The 20,295-nt window shown below is 71.2% G+C and carries 18 protein-coding genes; 11 read left to right on the top strand and 7 right to left on the bottom strand.

All coding sequences use genetic code 11. The features are described from left to right. Positions 1-41 precede the first annotated feature (41 nt). From MQE23_RS24855 to MQE23_RS24845, 3 genes are read left to right on the top strand one after another with little or no spacing between them, the layout of a single operon-like run. Positions 42-515: a DUF2771 domain-containing protein gene (locus MQE23_RS24855; RefSeq protein ID WP_243380328.1), complete on the top strand. Its 474-nt coding sequence runs from the start codon at positions 42-44 to the stop codon at positions 513-515. Then, positions 485-1,282, top strand: a complete 798-nt coding sequence (locus MQE23_RS24850; RefSeq protein WP_243380326.1) for a futalosine hydrolase — start codon at positions 485-487, stop codon at positions 1,280-1,282. The genes MQE23_RS24855 and MQE23_RS24850 overlap by 31 nt, the downstream gene beginning before the upstream one ends. Then, positions 1,272-2,120 (top strand): 1,4-dihydroxy-6-naphthoate synthase, encoded by an 849-nt coding sequence (locus MQE23_RS24845; RefSeq protein WP_020273495.1) that lies wholly within the window; start codon positions 1,272-1,274, stop codon positions 2,118-2,120. Before MQE23_RS24850 ends, MQE23_RS24845 begins: the two co-directional genes overlap by 11 nt. Before the next feature lie 7 nt (positions 2,121-2,127). On the opposite strand, the gene MQE23_RS24840 is transcribed toward MQE23_RS24845, so the two are convergent. Beyond that, complete coding sequence (locus MQE23_RS24840) at positions 2,128-2,511, bottom strand: cold-shock protein (protein ID WP_010035896.1); 384 nt, start codon at positions 2,509-2,511, stop codon at positions 2,128-2,130. A 163-nt stretch (positions 2,512-2,674) separates the two neighbouring features. On the opposite strand from MQE23_RS24840, the gene MQE23_RS24835 reads away from it, so the two are divergent. After that, the gene (locus MQE23_RS24835; RefSeq protein WP_020273494.1) at positions 2,675-2,923 is read left to right on the top strand and encodes a hypothetical protein; all 249 of its coding nucleotides are present in this window, start codon (positions 2,675-2,677) and stop codon (positions 2,921-2,923) included. On the opposite strand, the gene MQE23_RS24830 is transcribed toward MQE23_RS24835, so the two are convergent. Further along, on the bottom strand, positions 2,902-3,525 hold the full coding sequence (locus MQE23_RS24830) for a haloacid dehalogenase-like hydrolase (RefSeq protein ID WP_020273493.1): 624 nt from the start codon (positions 3,523-3,525) through the stop codon (positions 2,902-2,904). The two genes, MQE23_RS24835 and MQE23_RS24830, sit on opposite strands and share 22 nt — an antisense overlap. A 59-nt stretch (positions 3,526-3,584) precedes the next feature. Beyond that, a complete protein-coding gene (locus MQE23_RS24825; RefSeq protein ID WP_020273492.1) occupies positions 3,585-4,619 on the bottom strand; it encodes a hypothetical protein in 1,035 nt (344 codons plus the stop codon). 130 nt (positions 4,620-4,749) lie between these two features. On the opposite strand from MQE23_RS24825, the gene MQE23_RS24820 reads away from it, so the two are divergent. From MQE23_RS24820 to MQE23_RS24815, 3 genes are all read left to right on the top strand, one after another. Continuing rightward, positions 4,750-7,284, top strand: coding sequence for a helicase C-terminal domain-containing protein (locus MQE23_RS24820; protein WP_243380324.1), 2,535 nt, complete (start codon positions 4,750-4,752; stop codon positions 7,282-7,284). A 175-nt stretch (positions 7,285-7,459) separates the two neighbouring features. Next, the gene (locus tag MQE23_RS43535) at positions 7,460-7,591 is read left to right on the top strand and encodes a hypothetical protein (RefSeq protein WP_020270984.1); all 132 of its coding nucleotides are present in this window, start codon (positions 7,460-7,462) and stop codon (positions 7,589-7,591) included. 100 nt (positions 7,592-7,691) lie between these two features. Continuing rightward, complete coding sequence (locus tag MQE23_RS24815) at positions 7,692-7,880, top strand: hypothetical protein (protein WP_037667794.1); 189 nt, start codon at positions 7,692-7,694, stop codon at positions 7,878-7,880. Here the strand turns inward: MQE23_RS24815 and istB are convergent. Continuing rightward, on the bottom strand, positions 7,858-9,135 hold the full coding sequence (gene istB, locus MQE23_RS24810; RefSeq protein ID WP_347710143.1) for an IS21-like element helper ATPase IstB: 1,278 nt from the start codon (positions 9,133-9,135) through the stop codon (positions 7,858-7,860). The two genes, MQE23_RS24815 and istB, sit on opposite strands and share 23 nt — an antisense overlap. 142 nt (positions 9,136-9,277) lie before the next feature. On the opposite strand from istB, the gene MQE23_RS24805 reads away from it, so the two are divergent. The 3 genes from MQE23_RS24805 to MQE23_RS24795 all read left to right on the top strand — a co-directional run bounded on the left by MQE23_RS24805 (position 9,278) and on the right by MQE23_RS24795 (position 15,070). Beyond that, on the top strand, positions 9,278-10,957 hold the full coding sequence (locus MQE23_RS24805; protein WP_243380322.1) for a hypothetical protein: 1,680 nt from the start codon (positions 9,278-9,280) through the stop codon (positions 10,955-10,957). Continuing rightward, positions 10,954-13,350, top strand: a complete 2,397-nt coding sequence (locus MQE23_RS24800) for a tetratricopeptide repeat protein (RefSeq protein WP_243380321.1) — start codon at positions 10,954-10,956, stop codon at positions 13,348-13,350. Before MQE23_RS24805 ends, MQE23_RS24800 begins: the two co-directional genes overlap by 4 nt. A 76-nt stretch (positions 13,351-13,426) precedes the next feature. Then, positions 13,427-15,070, top strand: a complete 1,644-nt coding sequence (locus MQE23_RS24795; protein ID WP_020270990.1) for a DNA repair helicase XPB — start codon at positions 13,427-13,429, stop codon at positions 15,068-15,070. Between the two features lie 46 nt (positions 15,071-15,116). Here the strand turns inward: MQE23_RS24795 and MQE23_RS24790 are convergent, their stop codons facing one another. Continuing rightward, entirely contained in the window at positions 15,117-15,305 is a 189-nt protein-coding gene (locus MQE23_RS24790; protein ID WP_020270991.1) for a hypothetical protein, read from the bottom strand. 352 nt (positions 15,306-15,657) lie between these two features. Here MQE23_RS24790 and MQE23_RS24785 point away from each other — a divergent pair, with 352 nt between their 5' ends. Beyond that, complete coding sequence (locus tag MQE23_RS24785) at positions 15,658-17,712, top strand: UvrD-helicase domain-containing protein (RefSeq protein ID WP_243380319.1); 2,055 nt, start codon at positions 15,658-15,660, stop codon at positions 17,710-17,712. A gap of 80 nt (positions 17,713-17,792) precedes the next feature. On the opposite strand, the gene MQE23_RS24780 is transcribed toward MQE23_RS24785, so the two are convergent. Further along, positions 17,793-18,533 carry an SDR family oxidoreductase gene (locus MQE23_RS24780; RefSeq protein WP_020270994.1) on the bottom strand — a complete coding sequence of 247 codons (741 nt, stop codon included), beginning with the start codon at positions 18,531-18,533 and terminating at the stop codon, positions 17,793-17,795. Positions 18,534-18,615: 82 nt separating this feature from the next. Next, a complete protein-coding gene (locus MQE23_RS24775; protein WP_167337994.1) occupies positions 18,616-20,133 on the bottom strand; it encodes a BTAD domain-containing putative transcriptional regulator in 1,518 nt (505 codons plus the stop codon). Positions 20,134-20,295: the final 162 nt, after the last annotated feature.

The raw sequence follows: 20,295 nt of genomic DNA, 5'->3' as shown, positions 1-20,295 counted from the left end.
CGCGTGGGCGGTCCGGGCGGTGGGGCAGATAGCCTTCGCCCATGACCAGGTTGCAATCCGCTGTGCGACGCCGCCGCGCCGTCGCCGCCGCCGGCGTCGTGTCCGCCGGACTGCTCGTCCTCTCGGCCTGTGACAAGCCGACTCCGATGGCCACGGTCACCGTGGGCCAGGACTCGGTGAACTCCGAGGCCACCTGTGGCGGCGAGGGCGATGTCCTGAAGCCGTCCGATCTCAACCAGTGCCTGAAGGACAAGGGCATCAAGAGCATCTCCGTCGACCCGGACGAGACCGTGCGCTTCGGGGTCGACCCGGAGATCGCGGACGAGGGCTGGACGATCCTGATGAACGGTCAGCCGCTGACCGACTCCAGCACGAAGACGTACCGCACCATTCCGGGCAGCGTGTTCTTCAACGCGCAGTACGGGGCGCAGGGCGACTCGACGCTGGTGTCCATCAAGGAGGGCGAGAAGGACGCGTCGGGGTTGTGGAACTTCAAGCTGGAGAAGGACGCGTAATCGCTGCCGCTGGGCTGGGCAGGGTGCTTGTCGCCACCGCGGTTTCTGTGGAACGGGACGCGGTGGCAGAGGCGCTTGGGGAGTTGTCGCCAGGGTCCGTTGAAACGACACTCGGCGCTGCAGGCCGTGCCCACCCTCCCCCAAGCCCCAGCGGAACGACTGCCCACGGCGGTAGCGGCATCGACGTCGTCGCCGTCGGTGTGGGGCCTGGTCTCGCCGGCGCGTCGACCGCCTCCGTGCTCACCGCCGCCGCCCTCGAAGGCACCCCCTACGACCTCGTCGTTTCCGCTGGGATCGGTGGGGGGTTTCTGCCGGGGGCGAGCGTCGGATCGCTCGTTGTCGCTGATGAGATCGTCGCGGCCGATCTGGGGGCCGAGACCGATGACGGGTTTCTGTCGGTCACCGAGCTCGGGTTCGGGACCGTGAGTCATAAGCCGCCCGAGGACCTCGTACGGCCGGTCGCCGACGCCCTCGGGGCCCGTACCGGGGCCGTGCTCACCGTGTCCACCGTGACCGGGACCGCCGAGCGGGCCGCCGTGCTCCGGGAACGTCACCCCACCGCCCTGGCCGAGGCCATGGAGGGCTTCGGCGTGGCCGAGGCCGCCGCCGTGCACGGGGTGCCCGTGCTGGAGGTGCGGGCGATCTCCAATCCCGTCGGGCCGCGCGACCGCGCCGCCTGGCGCATCCCCGATGCCCTGGCGGCCCTCACCGAGGGTTTCGGGAAGCTCGTGCCCGTACTGGAGAGTTGGAACCGGCATGACCAGTGAGCAGCTGAAGATCGCCTACTCCCCCTGCCCGAACGACACCTTCGTCTTCGACGCCCTGGCCCACGGCCGCGTCCCCGGCGCCCCCGCCTTCGACGTGACCTTCGCCGACATCGACATCACCAACGGCATGGCCGAGCGCGGCGAGTTCGACGTGCTGAAGGTGTCGTACGCGGTGCTGCCGTACGTGCTGGAGCAGTACGCCCTGCTGCCGTGCGGGGGCGCGCTGGGCCGGGGGTGCGGGCCGCTCGTGCTGACGCGGGAGCCGGATGTCGACCTCACCGGCCGTACGGTCGCCGTGCCCAGTGAGAAGTCCACCGCCTATCTGCTGTTCCGGCTGTGGGCCGCGGACACGCTGAGCGACGGGGTCGGCGAGATCGTCGTCATGCCGTTCCACGAGATCATGCCGGCCGTGCGGGACGGGAAGGTCGACGCGGGGCTCGTCATCCACGAGGCGCGCTTCACGTACCGGAACTACGGGCTGCACAAGCTCGCCGACATGGGCGAGCACTGGGAGAACACCACCGGCCTGCCGATCCCGCTGGGCGCGATCATCGCCAAGCGGTCGCTGGGCGAGCAGAAGCTGCGGCTGCTCGCCGACTCCGTCCGGACGTCGGTGCGCGCCGCCTGGGACGACCCCGAGGTGTCCCGCCCCTACGTCATGGAGCACGCCCAGGAGATGGACCCGGCCGTCGCCGACCAGCACATCGGGCTGTACGTCAACGAGTTCACCGCCGATCTCGGCGAGGACGGCTACGCCGCCGTACGCGGGCTGCTGACACGCGCGGCGGCCGAGGGGCTGGTGCCGCCCCTCGGCCCGAACGCACTCGCTTTCCCCTGAGCCGCGGTCACACGTCCAGCTGGTCGGCGACCGCGCGCAGCAGGCCCGCGATCTTCTTGCCGGCGGTCTTCTCGGGGTAGCGGCCCCGCTCCAGCATCGGCGTGATGTTCTCCAGGAGGGTCGTCAGATCCTGGACGATGGAGGCCAGCTCGTCCGGCTTCTTGCGGGTCGCCGCGGCGACGGACGGGGTCGGGTCCAGAATCGTCAGGGACAGCGCCTGGTCGCCGCGCTGTCCGGCGACGACACCGAACTCCACCCGCTGTCCCGGCTTGAGCGTCTCGACTCCGGCGGGGAGGACCGAGGAATGGACGAAGACGTCACCGCCGTCGTCGCGGGAGAGAAAGCCGAAGCCCTTCTCGCTGTTGAACCACTTGACCTTGCCGGTAGGCACGTCTGTCCTCGTCCTCGTACTCGTCGGAAAACTGCTTCTGGAAACGGCTCTTGATAGCACTCGGGCGGGTCGTACGACCCGCCGGTACCAAGGCTAATGCTCTTCAGGCCGGTGACAAGACGTCACCCGGTTGTTCCTTCGCGCTGGGAACTACCCTGGTCGGGTGCGTGACAAAACCCAAACGAATTCCGCCGCTCCCGGTGACCGTCTGGTCCGTGCCGGTGCCATCGTCTTCTTCATCGGCGCCTTGGCCACACTGGTCACGGTCGCCCCGCTGTTCCTGGGGACGACGCCCTTTCCGACGTACATGTTCGGCCTGAGCATGCTCATGGCGGTCGGATTCCTGATGGCCGGAGCGGGAGTGCTGCGTTCCGTCGCGGCGGGCCGGCGTCAGGCGCGTGCCGGACGGTAGTCCGAAAACCACCCGGGGAATTCCGTCAGGTCGGTGAGGACGACGTCCGCGCCCGCCGCACGCAGTTCCTCCGGGAGGCAGGGGCCGGTGGCCACCGCGACCGACAGCGCGCCGGCCGTCCGGGCGCCGCGCACGTCCCCGACGTGGTCGCCGACGTAGACATCCGCGTCGTGCTCGCGCAGCGCCTCCGCCTTCTGTTCGGCCCACAGGTCACCGATGACGGCGTCGGGCTCGATGCCGAGGTGGGCGAGGTGCAGTTTGGCGTTGGGCTCGTACTTGGCCGTGACGACTATCGCGCGTCCCCCGGCCTCCCGTACGGCCGCGATGGCCTCCCGGGCGCCGGCCAGCGCCGGGGTCGCGGCGATCGCGATGGACGGGTAGATCTCCCGGTAGACGTCCGCCACGGTCTCGACCTCGTCGGCCGGGAACCAGTTGATCAGCTCCTCGGCCAGCGGCGGCCCGAGCCGCGTGACCGCCAGATCGGCGTCGATGTACGTCCCCGTCCGCTCGGACAGCGCCTGGTAGCAGGCGCGGATGCCGGGGCGGGAGTCGATGAGGGTCATGTCGAGGTCGAAGCCGACGGTGATTGCCATATGGGCCATTGTGCCCAGACGGTGTGAACGGCAGACGTCCCCCTGTGAGGGGCTGGGCCCGACAGGGCCTAACGAGAGCGCTGTGAGCGCCAGACCAGGAACAGCGCCGACGCCACCGCCGCGCCCCTGACCACCCACGGCCAGGTCTGAGCCACCGCGTCGTTCATGTGGCCCTCCGCGATCGGGGCGCCCCAGCGGTCGTTCGTCCTGCCCCACAGCCAGAGAATGCCGGCCGCGACGGAGAGGCTGGGGAGGATCACCACCGCCCACTTCGTCTCCGCCGGGGTCAGGCGGCGCGAGGCGTAGGCGATGAGCCAGCCGAGGATCAGCACGAACCAGTTGCCGAGTACGGCGCCCGCGACGAGGAGACCAGCGGCGATGAGGAGGAGCGGGTTGCTCCAGCCGCCCGCGGGCAGGCCCGGGAGACGCCGGCGGGTCGCCTTGCCTGCCGTCTCCTCCGGCGCTCCGGCAACCTCGACAGCCGGGGCCGGCTCCTCGTCGGCCGCCTGCTTCTCCAGCTCCGGCTTCCTCGGTGTCGGCTGCTTCAGCAGGTCCGGCAGCTCCACGCCGCCCACGAAGCCCGGCACTTCGTCGCCGACGCCGAAGGGGCTGCTGTCCACCCGCCACCAGTCCGGCTGGACGGCGCTGTCCCCGAGTTCGTGCCCGGCGGCCAGGTGCGGCGGGGCCGCGCCCCCGGCGGCGGGATGTGACTCCTCGGCGGGCCGGGCCGGGCGGGGACGCGGCACGACGCGCCGCAGGACCCCCTTCGGCCGCTCGCCCGTCTCCTCCGGCTCGCGGGCCTCGCGCTGTACGGGCACGGCGGCCGGGGCGTTCTGCGCCGTACCGCCGCCGACCGTGCCCGTGCCCGTGCCGGTGCCGTCCGCTGCCGCCGCCACGATCTCGTCGGGGCTGCCGAGGCGGGACAGGATGCGGCGGACGGCGGCGGGCGAGTCGACGGTGGCCTTCGCGCGGCGCTTGTCGATCTCGTTGCGCAGGTCCGCGACCAGACGCATGCGCGTGGCCGACGACAACTGGCGCTGCTGGGCCACGTCGCCGACGCGGCTCAGATACTCGTAAACGACCTGGTCGCTCTCAATCCCCACGAAGTCCCCTCCGGGGCGTGTGCGTTGGCTGACGCCGTCGGTCGACGGTACCGCGAGTGCGGACGGGCGACCCACATGCCCGCGCACAGTCCCCCCCGGCCGCCGGAGACGACCCGCTACCGTGGACCGGATGAGCACCGAGGACAGGCCTTCGGCCCCCCGTTCCCTCGCGGAAGCGCTCCGCGGGCGGGACGACGTCTCGCTGGGCGCACTCCTGCGCAGCCGACCGGATCTCATCACGCCCGTCCCCACCGACCTCACGCAGCTCGCGACCCGCGCCGGCACCCGGGCCTCGGTCGTGCGGGCCCTGGAGCGGCTGGACCGGTTCACGCTCCAGACGGCTGAGGCGCTGGCCGTGGCGGCCGATCCGGCGACGTACGACGAACTGCTCGGACTCATGGCCGGAGACGACGCCGACCCGGCCGTCGCCCAGGCCCTGCCGCACGCCCTGGGCGTCCTGCGCGAGCAGGCCCTGGTCTGGGGCGGCGACGACCGGCTGCGGCTGGTCCGCACGGCCCGTGAACTACTGGCTCCCTCGCCGCAGCACCCCTCGCCGACAGGGCTCGGCCCGACGGTCCAGGAGGCCACCGCCGGGATGTCCCCGGGGCGCATCCAGGAGATCGTCACGGCCGCCGGGCTGCCGTCGACCCACGACTCGGTCTCCGCGGTGACGTCCCTGACCGAGCTGTTCTCGGACCGGCGCCGGATGGCCGCGCTGCTCGCGAAGGCCCCGGCCGACTCCCTCGACGTGCTGGAGCGGCTCGTGTGGGGGCCGCCGTACGGGCAGGTCACGGCCGATCCGGCGCCCCGGCTGCGCTGGCTGCTGGACCGGGGGCTGCTGCTGCCGACGGCGCCCGGGACGGTCGTGCTGCCGCGCGAGGTCGCCCTGCACCTGCGGCGGGGGCTCGCGCACCGGACGCCCGAGCCGGTGCCGCCGGCGGTCGAGGCCGCCGCCGTTCACCGTCCACAGGTTGTGGACAGCACCGCGGCCGGGCAGGCGTACACCGCGCTCGCGACCGTCGAGGAACTGCTGAAGGACTGGGACGAGGGCGGGCCGGCGGTGCTGCGGGCCGGCGGCCTGAGCGTGCGGGACCTGAAGCGGACCGCCGTCGCCCTCGACGTGCCCGAGCCGGTCGCCGCGTTCTGGGTGGAGCTGGCGTACGCGGCAGGCCTGATCGCCCCGGACGGGGAGGCCGACGAGCGGTACGCGGCGACCCCGGCGTACGACGAGTGGCGGGAGCTGCCGGCCGCCGAGCGCTGGTCGCGGCTGGTCACGGCATGGCTCCCGGCGACCCGCACGGCAGGGCTGGTGGGCGGGCGGGACGCGAAGGACCGTACGTTGTCGGCGCTCGGGCCGGGTCTGGACCGTTCGGCGGCGCCCGAGGTACGGCACCGGGTGCTGGCGCTGCTGGCCGGGCTGCCGGAGGGCACCGCGCCGGCCGCCGAGTCGGTACTGGCCCGGCTGCGCTGGGAGCGCCCCCTGCGCGGCGCCCAGCCCGAGGACGACCTGCGCGGCCGGCTCGCCCAGTGGGCCCTGTCCGAGGCGGAACTGCTGGGCGTCACAGGCAGGGGCGCGCTGTCGGCCCACGGCCGGGCCCTGCTGGGCGCACCCGCGGCTCCCGCCAGGAGCCCGGAAGCGGAGCCCTCCGGGCCAGGGGACAAGCTCCCCGTCCACCACCGCCCCACCCATGTCCCCACCCTCTCCGCCACCGAACAGGCCGTCGCCTCCGCCGCCGCGGCCCGGCTGCTCACGCCCCTGCTGCCCGAGCCGCTGGACCACGTGCTGCTCCAGGCCGACCTGACGGCGGTGGCGCCCGGGCCCCTGCAGCGCCCGCTCGCCGACATGCTGGGCGTGCTGGCGGACGTCGAGTCCAAGGGCGGGGCCACCGTCTACCGCTTCACGCCCGGTTCGGTAAGGCGCGCCCTCGACGCCGGGCGGAGCGCCTCGGACCTGCACGCCTTCCTCGCCGCGCACTCCCGTACGCCGGTGCCGCAGCCGCTCACGTACCTGATCGACGACGTGGCCCGCAGGCACGGGCAGCTGCGCGTGGGCGCGGCCTCGGCGTACGTCCGCTGCGACGACGACGCGGTGCTGGGCGAGATCCTCGCCGACAAGCGGGCCGCCTCCCTCGGGCTGCGCCGGCTCGCCCCGACCGTGCTGGCCGCGCAGACCGACCCGGCGGGGCTGCTGGAGGGCCTGCGGGCGATGGGGTTCGCGCCGGCCGCCGAGTCCGCCGAGGGCGATGTGCTGATCACCCGCGCGCACGCGCACCGGACCCCGCCTCGCAGCGCACCCGAGCCGGTGCCGGACGGCCCGCCGGTCCCCGACGACACGCTCCTCGCGGCGGCGCTGCGCGCCATCCGGGCCGGCGACCTCGCCTCCACCACCCCGCGCAAACCCGGCACGGCTCCGGCGGCCAACGGCGAACTGCCCCGCACCGGTTCCGCCGAGACTCTCGCCACCATGCAGGCCGCCGTCCTGACCGGCGAGGCCCTGTGGATCGGCTACGTCAACGCCGAGGGGGCCGCGAGCCAGCGGGTCATCGCCCCGATCCGCGTCGAGGGCGGTTTCGTCACGGCGTACGACCACACGGCGGACGAGGTCCGTACGTACCCGCTGCACCGGATCACCGGGGTCGCGGAGCTCGCCGACGACGCGGGCTGACGGCCCGTTCCGCCTGGGCCTCGTCTCACCCGTTCGGGTGCACGCCGGCGTTCATGCACGCCACGCCGGGGATTTCCCACCCTTGGGCGACCTTGCCGGGCGTGCCGCATTCCGCCGTTCGCGCGGGGGCAGCCACCGGGTGTCCTGCGAGCCCTTGTGGAAAGGAAGTCCCAGTATGCGCGTTGTCCGTCGAGTCGCCGCCGTCCTGGCCACCGCCGCCCTGATGACGTTCGGCGGGCTGGCCACTCCGGCCGCCGCGGTGAGCATCGATGTCGCCGGCCTCGTCCTCGAGACACCGCAGGTCTGATCCGCCTGCCGCGCGCCATCGGGCCGGCCCCGGCGTCCCCGGGCCGGCCCGCGGTGGGGTGTCCCTCGTCCCTCGATCCGTGAAAGGCCCTGTCGTTCCCATGCCAGAAAAGCTCCCCGCCGTCGCTCTCTGCGCCGTGGCCCTCGTGGGCGTGCTCGCGCCCTCCGCCGCCGCGGCCCACGCGCCGCCACTGCCCCTGCCGGCCGCCGCGGGCGAGCCCCTGATCAGCGAGGGGGTCGGCATCGAGGGACCGCTGATCAACAACGTCAGTCTGCCCACGCTGAAGTAGCGCGGCGCGTCCGGTAGCTGTCCCCGTCCAGCCGGACGAGCTCGGCGTGATGGGCGAGGCGGTCCACCATCGCCGGAGCGCAGGCGCCGCCGAAGACCTCGTCCCAGCGGCCGAGCGGGCGGTCGCTGGTCACGATCAGCGAGGCACGCTCGTAGCGGTGGGCGACCAGCCGGAAGAACAGTCCGGCGGTCGCCGCGTCGATGGGCGTGTAGCCGACCTCGTCGACGATCAGCAGGGAGTAGTCGTCGAGGGCGGCCAGTTCCGCGTCGAGCCGGCCGGCGGCCCGGGCCTCGGAGAGCCGGGCGGCCCACTCGGCGGCGGTCGCGAACAGCACCCGGTGCCCGGCCCGGCAGGCCCGCACGCCGAGGCCGATGGCGAGGTGGGTCTTGCCGGTGCCGGGCGGGCCGACCAGGACCACGTTGCGCCGGGCGGTGACGAACTCCGCCTTGCCGAGCCGGGCCAGGACCTCCCGGTCGAAGCCCCGGGGGTGCTGCTGGTCGAAGTCCTCCAGCAGCTTGCGGGCCGGGAACCCGGCGGCGCGGATCCGGGTCTCGGCGTCCGCGTCGGGGGAGGGCTGGCGGGGCAGGGCGGGGGTGGCGGCCGGGGCGTCCTGCTCCAGCTTCCCGTGCCGCTGGTCTCCATGGTTCTGCTCCGCCTGGGGAGGCCTTGCCGGCTCGGGCCCGGCCGGAGGCCGCTCGGCATGTCCGCGATCCGCGTGCGCGGCCATCGGCCCCGACATGTACGCGAGGATCGCCGCCGACAGGATGAACGCCATGTGGATCGTCGTGCCCCACAGCAGGGAGTGCTGCGCGGTGTGCTGGACGTCCACGAACATCTGGAGCAGGTGGACTGACGAGATGCCCACGATGGCGGTGGCCAGCTTCACCTTCAGCACATTGGGATTGACGTGCGAGAACCACTCCGGCTGGTCGCGGTGGCCGGTGAGGTCGATGCGCGAGACGAAGGTCTCGTAGCCACCCACGATCACCATGATCAGCAGGTTGGCGATCATGACGACGTCGACCAGCTTGAGCACCGAGAGCATGACGTAGGTCTCGGTGGCCCGCCCGGACACGCACCGGAGGATTAACGTCCACAGCTCGTTGAAGAACTTGTAGACGTACACCCCCTGGACGACGACCAGGCCGAAGTAGAGCGGAGCCTGGAGCCAGCGGGTCGCGAACAGGGTGTACCCGAGCATGGCGGTCGGCGGGGACGGGGCGCGGGAGGACCGGAAGTCAGTGGGGGGCTGCACGACCAGCCATTGTTCGGAAACCGCGGCCATATGGCTCCATCCATGCACTCGCAGGGATGAATAGACATCCTGTACGACCGGATGTGACCAAGCGGGTGAGTTGCTCAGTGCAATGCGCCACCCTGGCTCCAGGGAGGGCGATGTGGGCAAAGCATCGAGGAAGAAGCAGGAACGGCGGGCGCGGAAGGCGGTCTGTGCTGCCTCCGTCGACGTCACGGGCAGTGAGAACCCTCGAGCGCTCGGCGAGGAGGCACTCGAGCGGCTGTTGCGCTCGAACGCCCCGGGAAAGCTCAGCCTGGCCGGGGCCTACGCGTTCGGTTACGGGGCGCTGGGTTACGCCCAGCACGAGGGGACCGATCCGTACTGGCACCAGGAGGTGGACCCCTTGGACGTGCTGTTCTTGGGAACAGTCTGGCCCAAGTGGTTCCGTGACGAGCTCGAGTTCGCCAACGCACGTGACGCATGGCTGCGCCTCCTGCGTGGCACCGTGCACGGGAAGGGCGTCAAACGCTTCGTACGCGAGGCCGTCTCGGCGAGCGCGGAGCTCGGGATTCCGGTGGACGACGGGGAACTGATGCTGGCGCTCACCGGCCGGCTCGAAGGGGCCGGACTCGACCAGCGCCGACTGCCCCGGCGACTCCTGCCCGAGGTGGCTCTCCAGGACTGCCGTGCGGCCTGCGGGCCGTCTCTGGATCTGCGACTCTCCGACCCGCCGGAGGACGCGAAGGAGCGGATCCGGCGGTTCTGGGAGAACGCGGAGGAGGAGTCGTGGGCCGATGACACGCCTCAGACGGTTCTCCGCGACGGGCTGCGCCGGTTCCAGGAAGCCGGTCTGCCGGTGGAAGAGAACTCCGGGCTGTTGCTGCCGGCCTTGTACGCGATGCTCATGACGAAGCCCGGCGAACTTCTGGAAGACATGGCCGAACATGCCCGGGCGTGGGCTGTCGCCCTGGACGAGGCGTCGACGCTGGTACCTGTGCTCGACATCCTCCTTCTCGCTCCCGAGTTGGAGATGCCGGTCGCCGACGCTCTCGGGCATCTCTTCGCCGTACCCGCCTTCACCGAGCCGTTCCCCTCGGATGCCCTGCTGTGGACGAGTTCTCCCGGTCTGGCCCTGCCTCGCCTGGCCTTCGAGCTGGGGATTCCCGAGGTGACGACGCGAGAGGAGACGGTCACCCCGGATCTGCTGGACTGGGTGGGCATGCACGCGAGAATGCGCATGGCCGCCGCTGCTCGGGGCGGTGCCGCCGACCCCGACCTCGATCTCGATCAGACGGACAGTGCCGACAGTGCCGACAGTGCCGACAGCAGGGACGGCACGCCGACGGAGTCGGACGAGCGATGGGCCCAGCGGCGTGAGGCCGTGCGCGAGGCGGTGCAGCGAAAGGTCCGCAAGAAGTCCCGCGGAACGGCTGCCACGCGCCGCCGGTCCGACCGTCCCGTCGAGCGCATCTGGAACGCGGACGGCAGCTCCGCTCTGTGGATCTCGGCCGACACCCCGCAGGGACGGGAGTTGATGGAAGGACTGGAAGGCCAACTGGAGGCCTTCCGAGAGAAGTTCGGCCGGGAGCCGGGACCGGGCGACCCGCTGTTCTTCGACCCCGAGGCCGACGAGCCCACCCGTCTCACCAAGGAGTACTTCGACGACATGCTGCTGCGCATGGCGGAGCGCGCGAAGGAGATGGGCGTCGACCCCGCGTTCCTCCACGCCTGGCGCGAGGTCGGGTACGTGGTCACCGAGGACACCAGAAGCGGGTTCACCGCCGCCGAAGTGATCGCCTTCAACAGGGCCCTCGCCCGTCACCGAGAGGCCGGCGAGTGACCGGCACAACCGAGAACCACATCAGCGGAGGAGTCTTCTTCGGCGTCGTCGTCCAGGGCCGGACCATTACCCTCACCCTCCCGGACCGCCCGGACCCCGCGCTCGCCGGGCTCCCCCGGCGCTCGGCGTCCTTCGTGGGGCGGCGCAGCCAGCTGGACGAGGTCCTGGCAGCCTTGGCACCGGCGGTGCCGGGCGAAACCGACGAGACGACGGGCACGGTGGTGGTGGCCGGACTCGCCGGGACGGGCAAGACCGAACTCGTGCTCCAGGCCGCTCACCGCGCGTTGCGTGAAGAGAACTGGTTCCCCGGCGGGGTCCTCTTCGTCGATCTGCACGGCTACGACGCGGAGCGCAGGGTGTCGCCGAAGCGGGCGCTCGGCACCCTCCTGCGGGCTCTCGGCATCCCCCCTGAACACATTCCTCCCGGCATCGAGGATCGCGCGCTCGTCTACCGTTCCGCACTGGACGCACTGGCCGCTGCCGGGCGAAGGGTCCTGGTCGTCCTGGACGACGTACCGGCCACGGGCAAGATCCGCCACCTCTTGCCGAGCGACGGGAGCACGGCCACGCTCGTGTCCTCACGACACTCCCTCGCGGAACTGGACGCCCTGGCACTGACCCTCCGGGAGCTGCCCGCCGACGAAGGACGCGAGCTGCTGGCTGACACCCTCCGCACGGCCCTGCCCGAGGATGCGCGAGTGGCGGCCGAGGTGAACGAGGCCGACCGGCTCGTCGCGCTGTGCGGCGGGCTGCCGCTGGCTCTGCGCATCCTGGCGTCCCTGCTCGTGGACGTGCCGACCCGGCCCTTGTCCCGGCTCCGCCGGGACCTTGAGGGCGCGCACTCCAGGCTCTCGGTGCTGAGCCGGGAGGAACGCGCTGTGACCGCGGCCTTCGAACTGTCCTACCGAAGGCTCGCCGAAGACCAGGCAGGACTCTTCCGGCTGCTCTCCCTGCATCCCGGACCGGACTTCTCCACCGAGGCGACCGCCCAGCTGTACGGCGAGAGCGTCGAAGAGACCGAACGGCTCCTGCTGGACCTGGCCCGCCGGCACCTGGTCGAGCCACGGGGTCTTTACGGCCGCTGGCAGCAGCACAGTCTCGTGCGCCTCTACTCCCGGGAGCGACTCGTCTCGGGCAACGACCCCTGGGGCGAGGGCCTCATGCGTCTGCTCGCCCATTTCCACGAGATGACGACCCTGGCGGGTGAAAGGCTTTTCCACCCCCCGACATCGCGTCCTGCGGCTGAGTCCGTGTTCCCGGACCGAAGCGAGGCCCTGCAGTGGCTGGAGACCGAGCGACACACCCTGGTCGCCGCTGTTCTGTGGGCTCACTCCGCCGACGACGACCTGATGTGCGTGGCCCTGGCGGTGCCCGTCTCGAAATTCCTGATGGAGATGCGTTACCCGGAGGATGCCGGGCTGGTGCTGTCCGCGGGCATCCAGTCGAGTCGACGGCGCAAAGACGGCTTTCGCGAGGCATCTCTGCTGAGCTCTCTCGGCGTCGTGCTGCGGGACAAGCGCAAGCTGCGCAGGTCTGTTCGCGCGCACCACAAGGCCATCAAGATCTGCCGAAGGCTGAAGAAGCGCCAGGCTCTGGCCAGCGCACTGAACAACCTCGGGCTCTCGCTCCATGAGCAGCGCAAGTTCGAACAGGCCGTGGCGGCCCACACCGAAGCCGCCCAGTTGTTCAAGCGCGCCGGTGACCGGATCGGAGTGGCACGCGCTCTGGGCAACGCCGGCGAGACACTGGCCGAGCTGGGCCGGACAGAGGAGGCCGCCCGCGCCCTGCGCAAGGCCGCGAAGACCTTCCGGAAACAGGGCGATCTGCGCGGCTACGCCCAGGCACTGGGCAGCCTCGCCATGGCGACACGCGACGAGGGGCAGGCCGAGCAGGCCGTAGAGCTGCACAAACGCGCCCTCGACATGGCCGACGGCCTGCTCATCCCCCATGACAGGGCGACCGAGCTGTGCAACTTCGCCGGCACGCTGACCGCTGCCGGAGAGTTCGAAGCGGCTCTCACAGCGCAGCAAGAGGCACTGGCCACGTTCCGCCGACTCGGAGACCGCCGCGGTGAGGCGATGACCTTGGGCAACATGGCCCTCGTACGCCAGCGGCAGGGCAAGTGGAACAAGGCTGTACGGCTGCATACCCTCGCCTTGGAGGCATTCCTCGAGGGCAAGGACGATCATGGTCTGGCCGCCGAGCTCAGGAGTCTCGCGTGTGCGCTTCTCCAGCAGGGCTGCAACACCGAGGCCCTGGAGAACCTGAATCTCGCCGCCGATCTTTATCACCGGACCGGCGACAGGGAGAGGGAAGTCGACACGCTCGACTTCGCCGACCAGGTGCGAAGGCGGATCGGAGTCGGCATGCGCCCCGTGGAGAGCCGGACGTGATCGTTCGTGTATGAGGCACACTGGACGTTTGGCCGAGCACCCACGCCAGGGTGCCGCCTCCAGAAAGGGACCCGCGTTGAACGGACCTCTCATCGTCCAGTCCGACAAGACCCTGCTCCTGGAAGTCGACCACGAGCAGGCCGGCGACTGCCGTCGGGCCATCGCCCCGTTCGCGGAGCTGGAGCGGGCGCCGGAGCACATCCACACCTACCGGGTGACGCCGCTGGGCCTGTGGAACGCCCGGGCTGCGGGTCACGACGCCGAGCAGGTCGTGGACGCGCTGGTGCAGTACAGCCGCTACCCCGTGCCGCACGCGCTGCTGGTCGACATCGCCGAGACGATGGACCGCTACGGGCGGCTCACGCTGTCCAAGCACCCGGCGCACGGGCTGGTCCTGACCACCACCGACCGTCCGGTGCTGGAGGAGGTCCTGAAGTCGAAGCGGATCGCGCCGCTGGTCGGCGCCCGGATCGACCCGGACACGGTCGCCGTGCACCCCTCCGAGCGGGGGCAGATCAAGCAGACCCTGCTGAAGCTGGGCTGGCCGGCCGAGGACCTCGCCGGGTACGTCGACGGTGAGGCGCACCCGATCGAGCTGGCCGAGGACGGCTGGGCGCTCAGGCCGTACCAGAAGCAGGCCGTGGAGAACTTCTGGCACGGCGGGTCGGGCGTGGTCGTCCTGCCCTGTGGCGCGGGCAAGACGCTGGTCGGCGCCGGGTCGATGGCGCAGGCGAAGTCCACGACCCTGATCCTCGTCACGAACACGGTCTCCGCCCGGCAGTGGAAGCACGAGCTGGTGCGGCGGACGTCGCTCACCGAGGACGAGATCGGCGAGTACAGCGGGACGAAGAAGGAGATCCGGCCCGTCACGATCGCCACGTACCAGGTGCTGACGACCAGGCGGAAGGGCGTCTATCCGCACCTGGAGCTGTTCGACTCCCGGGACTGGGGCCTGATCGTCTACGACGAGGTGCACCTGCTGCCGGCGCCGGTCTTCAAGTTCACCGCGGACCTGCAGGCGCGGCGGCGGCTGGGCCTCACGGCCACGCTGGTGCGTGAGGACGGGCGCGAGTCGGACGTGTTCTCCCTGATCGGGCCCAAGCGGTTCGACGCGCCCTGGAAGGAGATCGAGGCGCAGGGCTACATCGCGCCGGCCGACTGTGTGGAGGTCCGGGTCAATCTGACGGACGCGGAGCGGCTCGCGTACGCCACGGCCGAGGCGGAGGAGAAGTACCGCTTCTGTGCGACGACGGACACCAAGCGGAAGGTCACGGAGGCGATCGTCCGCCGCTTCGCCGGGCAGCAGATCCTCGTCATCGGCCAGTACATCGACCAGCTCGACGAGCTGGGCGAGCACCTCGGGGCGCCCGTGATCAAGGGCGAGACGTCGAACGCGCAGCGGGAGAAGCTGTTCGACGCGTTCCGGGAGGGCGAGATCAGCGTGCTCGTCGTGTCGAAGGTCGCGAACTTCTCGATCGACCTGCCGGAGGCGACGGTCGCGATCCAGGTGTCCGGCACGTTCGGGTCGCGCCAGGAGGAGGCCCAGCGGCTGGGCCGGGTGCTCCGCCCGAAGTCCGACGGCCACAAGGCCCACTTCTACTCGGTGGTCGCCCGGGACACCCTCGACCAGGACTTCGCCGCGCACCGCCAGCGCTTCCTGGCGGAGCAGGGGTACGCGTACCGGATCATGGACGCGGACGAGCTGCTCACGGAGAGCTGAGGCCGGCGGGCCGCTCGCGGGCGGTGGGGCCGCTCACTTGCGGCGCTCACTTGCGGCGGACCAAGCCCACTTCCTCGCCGTACTGGCCGAGGATGATCACGTCGAAGGCGGCGCCCGCGAACACCCTGACGGCGCGCAGGGCATCGCCGAGGCGGTGACTGTGGCTGCCTGCCACGGCGGTGGCGCCGGGCGGGCGGCCCGGTGCCGGGGCGGGGGAGATGGTTGCTGCGCTCATGTCTCCATGGTGCGTTTCCGTGCGTAAAGTCCGCGTCGGCCTGAGGGCCGAACCCGCCTGCCCCGCTCGTACGCCTGCGGACCGACTCCTGCCCCTCAGGGAGGAGGGCTTCGTCCCCTAGGGGACGAGGAACAGGAGGCGAGAATCAGGAGGCGAGAATCAGGGGGCGAGAATCAGGGGGCGAGAATCAGGGGGCGAGAATCAGGGGCGAGAAAAACCGTTGGCGGTCGCCTCCCCCGCTCCTCTAGGATCTCCGCTCTTGCCCGCCTCCCTCACGGAGCGCCGCCGACCGGACGGAAACCGGCCGGCATCTCACCGCCATCTCTCCAGCAGGTCCTCCGGAGGCACCCCCTTGTCCACGCCCGTCGACGACCCGCTCTCCCGTGAGCGCTCCCACCTCGCCGCGTCCCGTTCCGCCCTGCGTGCCATGCGCGAGGACGTCGAGGCCCTCGACATCAGCGACGTCACCGCGAACTGGGTCAACGCCGAGGTGCTGGCCCATCAGATCGAGGAACGCATCAAGGCTCTGGCCGACCTCAGCGACACCCCGCTGTTCTTCGGGCGGCTCGACTACCTGCGCGCGCCGGGCGCCGAGCAGGCCGAGGGCGCGGAAGGAGAGCGCTTCTACATCGGGCGGCGGCACGTGCACGACCACGACGGTGACCCGATGGTGATCGACTGGCGCGCCCCCGTCTCGCAGCCGTTCTACCGGGCCTCCAAGAAGGACCCGATGGACATCGCGCTGCGCCGCCGCTTCGGCTACACGGGCGGCGACCTCACGGCGTACGAGGACGAGCACCTGTCGGACCCGGGTGAGGCGGCGCGCACCAGCAAGCTGCTCCAGCAGGAGATCGAGCGGCCCCGCGTCGGCCCGATGCGGGACATCGTCGCGACGATCCAGCCCGAGCAGGACGAGATCGTCCGGTCGGGGCTCTCCGGCACGGTGTGCGTGCAGGGCGGCCCGGGCACCGGGAAGACCGCCGTCGGCCTGCACCGGGTCGCCTACCTCCTCTACGCCCACCGCGAGCGCCTCGCCCGCACCGGGACTCTCGTGATCGGACCGAACCGGTCCTTCCTGCACTACATCGAGCAAGTGCTGCCCGCCCTGGGCGAGTTGACGGTCCAGCAGGCCACCGTAGAGGACCTGGTGGCGCACGTGGAGATCCAGGGGACGGACGACGCGACGACGGCGGTCGTCAAGGGCGACGCCCGCATGGCGCAGGTGCTGCGCAGGGCCCTCTACTCGCACGTCACGATGCCCACCGAGCCGGTCGTGGTCGTGCGCGGCTCCCGCCGCTGGCGGGTGGCGGCGTACGAACTGGAGGACATCGTCCGCGAGTTGCTCGACCGCGACATCCGCTACGGCGCCGCACGCGAGGCCCTGCCGCAGCGCATCGCGCACGCGGTGCTGGTGCAGATGGAGCGGTCGGGGGAGGCGCCGGACGACCGGGTGCAGGACGCGGTGGCCCGCAACAGCGCGGTCAAGGCGGCCGTCAAGCAGGTCTGGCCGGCCGTCGACCCGGCGAAGCTGGTGCTGCGCCTGCTGTCGGACGCGGACTTCCTCGCCGAGCACGCGGAGGGGATCCTCGACGAGGAGGAGCAGAAGGCGGTGCTGTGGGCGAGACCGGCACGCAGCGTCAGGTCCGCCAAGTGGTCCGCCGCGGACGCCGTCCTCATCGACGAGGCCACCGACCTGATCCAGCGCACGCACTCCCTCGGCCATGTCGTCCTCGACGAGGCGCAGGACCTCTCCCCCATGCAGTACCGGGCGGTCGGCCGCCGCTGCACGACCGGCAGTGCGACCGTCCTCGGCGACCTGGCGCAGGGCACCACGCCGTGGGCGACCCGGAGCTGGCAGGAGGCGCTGGCCCACCTGGGCAAGACGGACGCGATGGTGGAGGAGCTGACGGCCGGTTTCCGCGTGCCGACGGACGTCATCACCTACGCCTCCCGGCTGCTCCCGCACATCGCCCCGGGGCTCACCCCGGTCGTGTCGATCCGTGAGAACCCGGGCCGTTTCGAGGTCCGGGAGGTCACCGGCATCGCCGACGTGGTCGACGCCTGCCGCGCATCCCTGCGCCACGAGGGTTCGACGGGCCTGATCGCGGCGGACGCCCGGGTCCCGGAGCTGGCGGCGGCCCTGGCGGAGGCCGGGATCCCCTACCTCGGCCCCGGCGAGGAGACGACCCAGGAGACCCGCCTGACCCTGGTCCCGGCGTCGCTCGCGAAGGGTCTGGAGTACGACTACGTCGTCCTGGACGAGCCCCAGGCGGTGGTCGACGGCGAGCCGGACGAACGGACGGGCTTGCGACGCCTGTACGTGGCGCTGACGCGCGCGGTGTCCGGCCTTGTCGTCACGCACGCGGCCGGGCTGCCGCCACAGTTGGCGTCGACTCCCCTTCGCTGAAGCCTCGGGCTTGCACGACGGGCATCACTGGCGGTGATGCCCGCGGGAGGCCCGTCAGCGCCAAGCAGTCGCTCCCGCCCTCAGGTCGCGACCAAGCCGCCGTCGGCGGTGAGCACCGCGCCGGTGATGTAGCTGGCCTTGTCGGAAGCCAGGAACACCACGGCCTCGGCGATCTCCTCAGGCTCGCCGGCGCGGGTGAGCGGTGTGTTCTGGCTGAACGCCTCGAACATCTCTCCCACCGTGTCGACGGCCATGTCGGTCCGGATCGGGCCGGGCGCCACAGAGTTGACGCGAACGCCCGCCGCGCCGAACTCGACGGCCCACGACCGGGTCAGCGCGTCCATCGCGGCCTTGGAGGCGTTGTAGACGGAGCCGACCGGGGTGCCGATCTGCGCGGCGACCGACGACACGTTGACGATCGCCCCCTTCTTCTTGGCCACCATGGCCGGCGCGAGCGCGGCTGTCAGGAAGTAGGACGCACGAACATTGATGTCGAACACCTGCTCGTAGCTGTCGAGCGACTGCTCGGGGGTCGGCGAGAACGGGAAGATGCCTGCGTTGTTCACCAGCACGTCCACCTCACCGACCTCCTCGGCGAGCTTGCGGACGTCGTCGATCTTCGCGACGTCCGCGACGACGAAGTGGCCCGTCCCGCCCGCCTGCTCGATCAGCTCGACGGTCTCCTTGCCGAGCTCGGCCCTGCGCCCCGTCACGTAGACGGTGGCACCCGCCTCCGCGAGCTTGACCGCGATCGCGCGGCCGATACCCGACGTGGCGCCGGTGACGAGTGCCTTCTTGCCCTGAAGTTCGTTGGTTGACATGTCTGCAAACCTGGCCGTGTCAGATCGTCAGAGCATAATTTCCGGATATACGGCCTGGTCAGGTCGAGGGCTTCGAAATGAATCAGGCGGTCAGGGCCGCTGTGCGCCGCCCGAAGTAAAGGCGCACGAACTGCGGCAGCCGGTAGCGGCCGAGTACGAGCGGCTCGATCAGGTGCACGACCGCGAGTGACTCCAGCACCAGCTCGATCTCACCGGGGTCGGCCCCGGACATTTCCGCCGCCTTGTGACTGTCGATCACCTCGGCGTCCTGGCGCGCGAAGCACCTGAGCATGCGCCGTTCCGGATCGCTCAGCTGCTCCTCGGCCGCGATCAACGGGGCCAGCATCGCGGCGCAGTCGGACGGGATCACGCCGTCGAGCGTGCTCTCCCGCTGCATCTGCAGCAGGGCCATCTCGATCGTCCAGTGAGGACGCGAGCTGAGCTTGCCGCCGATCACCCTGATGGGGCCCGGCAGGCGCGAGAGGCGTTCCAGCAGCACCCCGGCCTGCTCGGGTTCCGCGTCAGCGCGCACCGGGCCGAAGGCCTTGCGGAAGAACTCCCGTGCCTCCCGCTCGGTCAGCCCGGCGATCTTCAGCCAGGTCACCCCCGGCAGCTCGTTCAACCGGCGGACGCTCGTGAGAATCATCGCCGAGCCGGGCGTGGCGAGATCGCGTACGGCCGCCGCGTCCTGCACGTCGTCGACCACCACCAGGAACCGCTTGCCGCGCGCCTTCTCCCGCCACAGTGCGGCTTTGTCGCCGACGGGGTTCTCCACGCCGACCGCGCGCAACAGCTCGTCGGCGACGTCCCTGCCCCTGACGAAGATCTGCCCGTCCGGGAAGCGTCCTTTGACGAGGTGGCCGATCCGGGTGGCCAGCACGGTCTTGCCGCTGCCCCGCATACCGGTGATGCCCACGGTGCCCGGCAACGTCCGGAGAGCCTGCTCGATCTCCTCGGCGCGGCCGGTGAAGTCGATCAGATCCGGCAGCAGCTGCTCCGGCCTGCGCGGCGGGGCGAGGTCGCCGTTGAGGATCTGCGCGTGGACCTCGCGCAGCTCCGGCCCTGGGTCGAGGCCGAGCTCCTCGTTGAGGAGTGCGCGCGCCCGGTGGTAGTGGTCAAGTGCCTCCCCCTGCCTGCCCTCCAGGTAGAGCGCGCGCATCAGGAGGGCACGCGGTCGTTCCCTGAGCGGGAAGGCGGCGACGTGCTTCTGCAGCTCCAGCACGTCGAGCTCGCGTTCGAGGCAGTCCTCCCGCGCCTTGAGCCGGTGGTCGCCGAGCCGCACCCGTTGCGCGTCGAAGTAGGCGCTCCGGAGGCCTTCCAAGGGCTCGCCGCGGCAGTCGTCGACGATCTCGGCGCGGACCGTGTACCCGCCGTCCCTGGACTTCAGGTTCAGCTCCGGAAGCGTCTTGCGAATCTTGTACACGTACGTCCGCAACGCCATCACAGCGCTCGGCGTCGGGTCGTCCCAGACCATGCCGATCAACTGGTCGTTGCTCAGCCGGATGCCGTTGTTCAGCAGCAACGCCGCCAGCACCGCCCGCTGCTGGCGCGGCCCCAGTTCGATCTCCTCTTCGTCGCGCCAGGCTCGTACCGGACCCATCAGTGAGAAGCGCAGGCTCATGCAACGGCACAACGCCGGGGTACATCCCCTGCTTCCCCGTACAGAGGCGACCGGTGGAACGTGCGACGGTGAACTCCACCGCCCGTGAAGGTGTTGTCAAACGTCACGGTCACCGTCACCCGCGGGTGCGGCCCGGGGGCG

Source organism: Streptomyces sp. HP-A2021, from assembly GCF_022807935.1.
Classification (GTDB): Bacteria; Actinomycetota; Actinomycetes; order Streptomycetales; family Streptomycetaceae; genus Streptomyces; species Streptomyces afghaniensis.
Note: the sequence above shows the minus strand (reverse complement) of the source record. Positions and strands in the feature narration are given on the sequence as shown.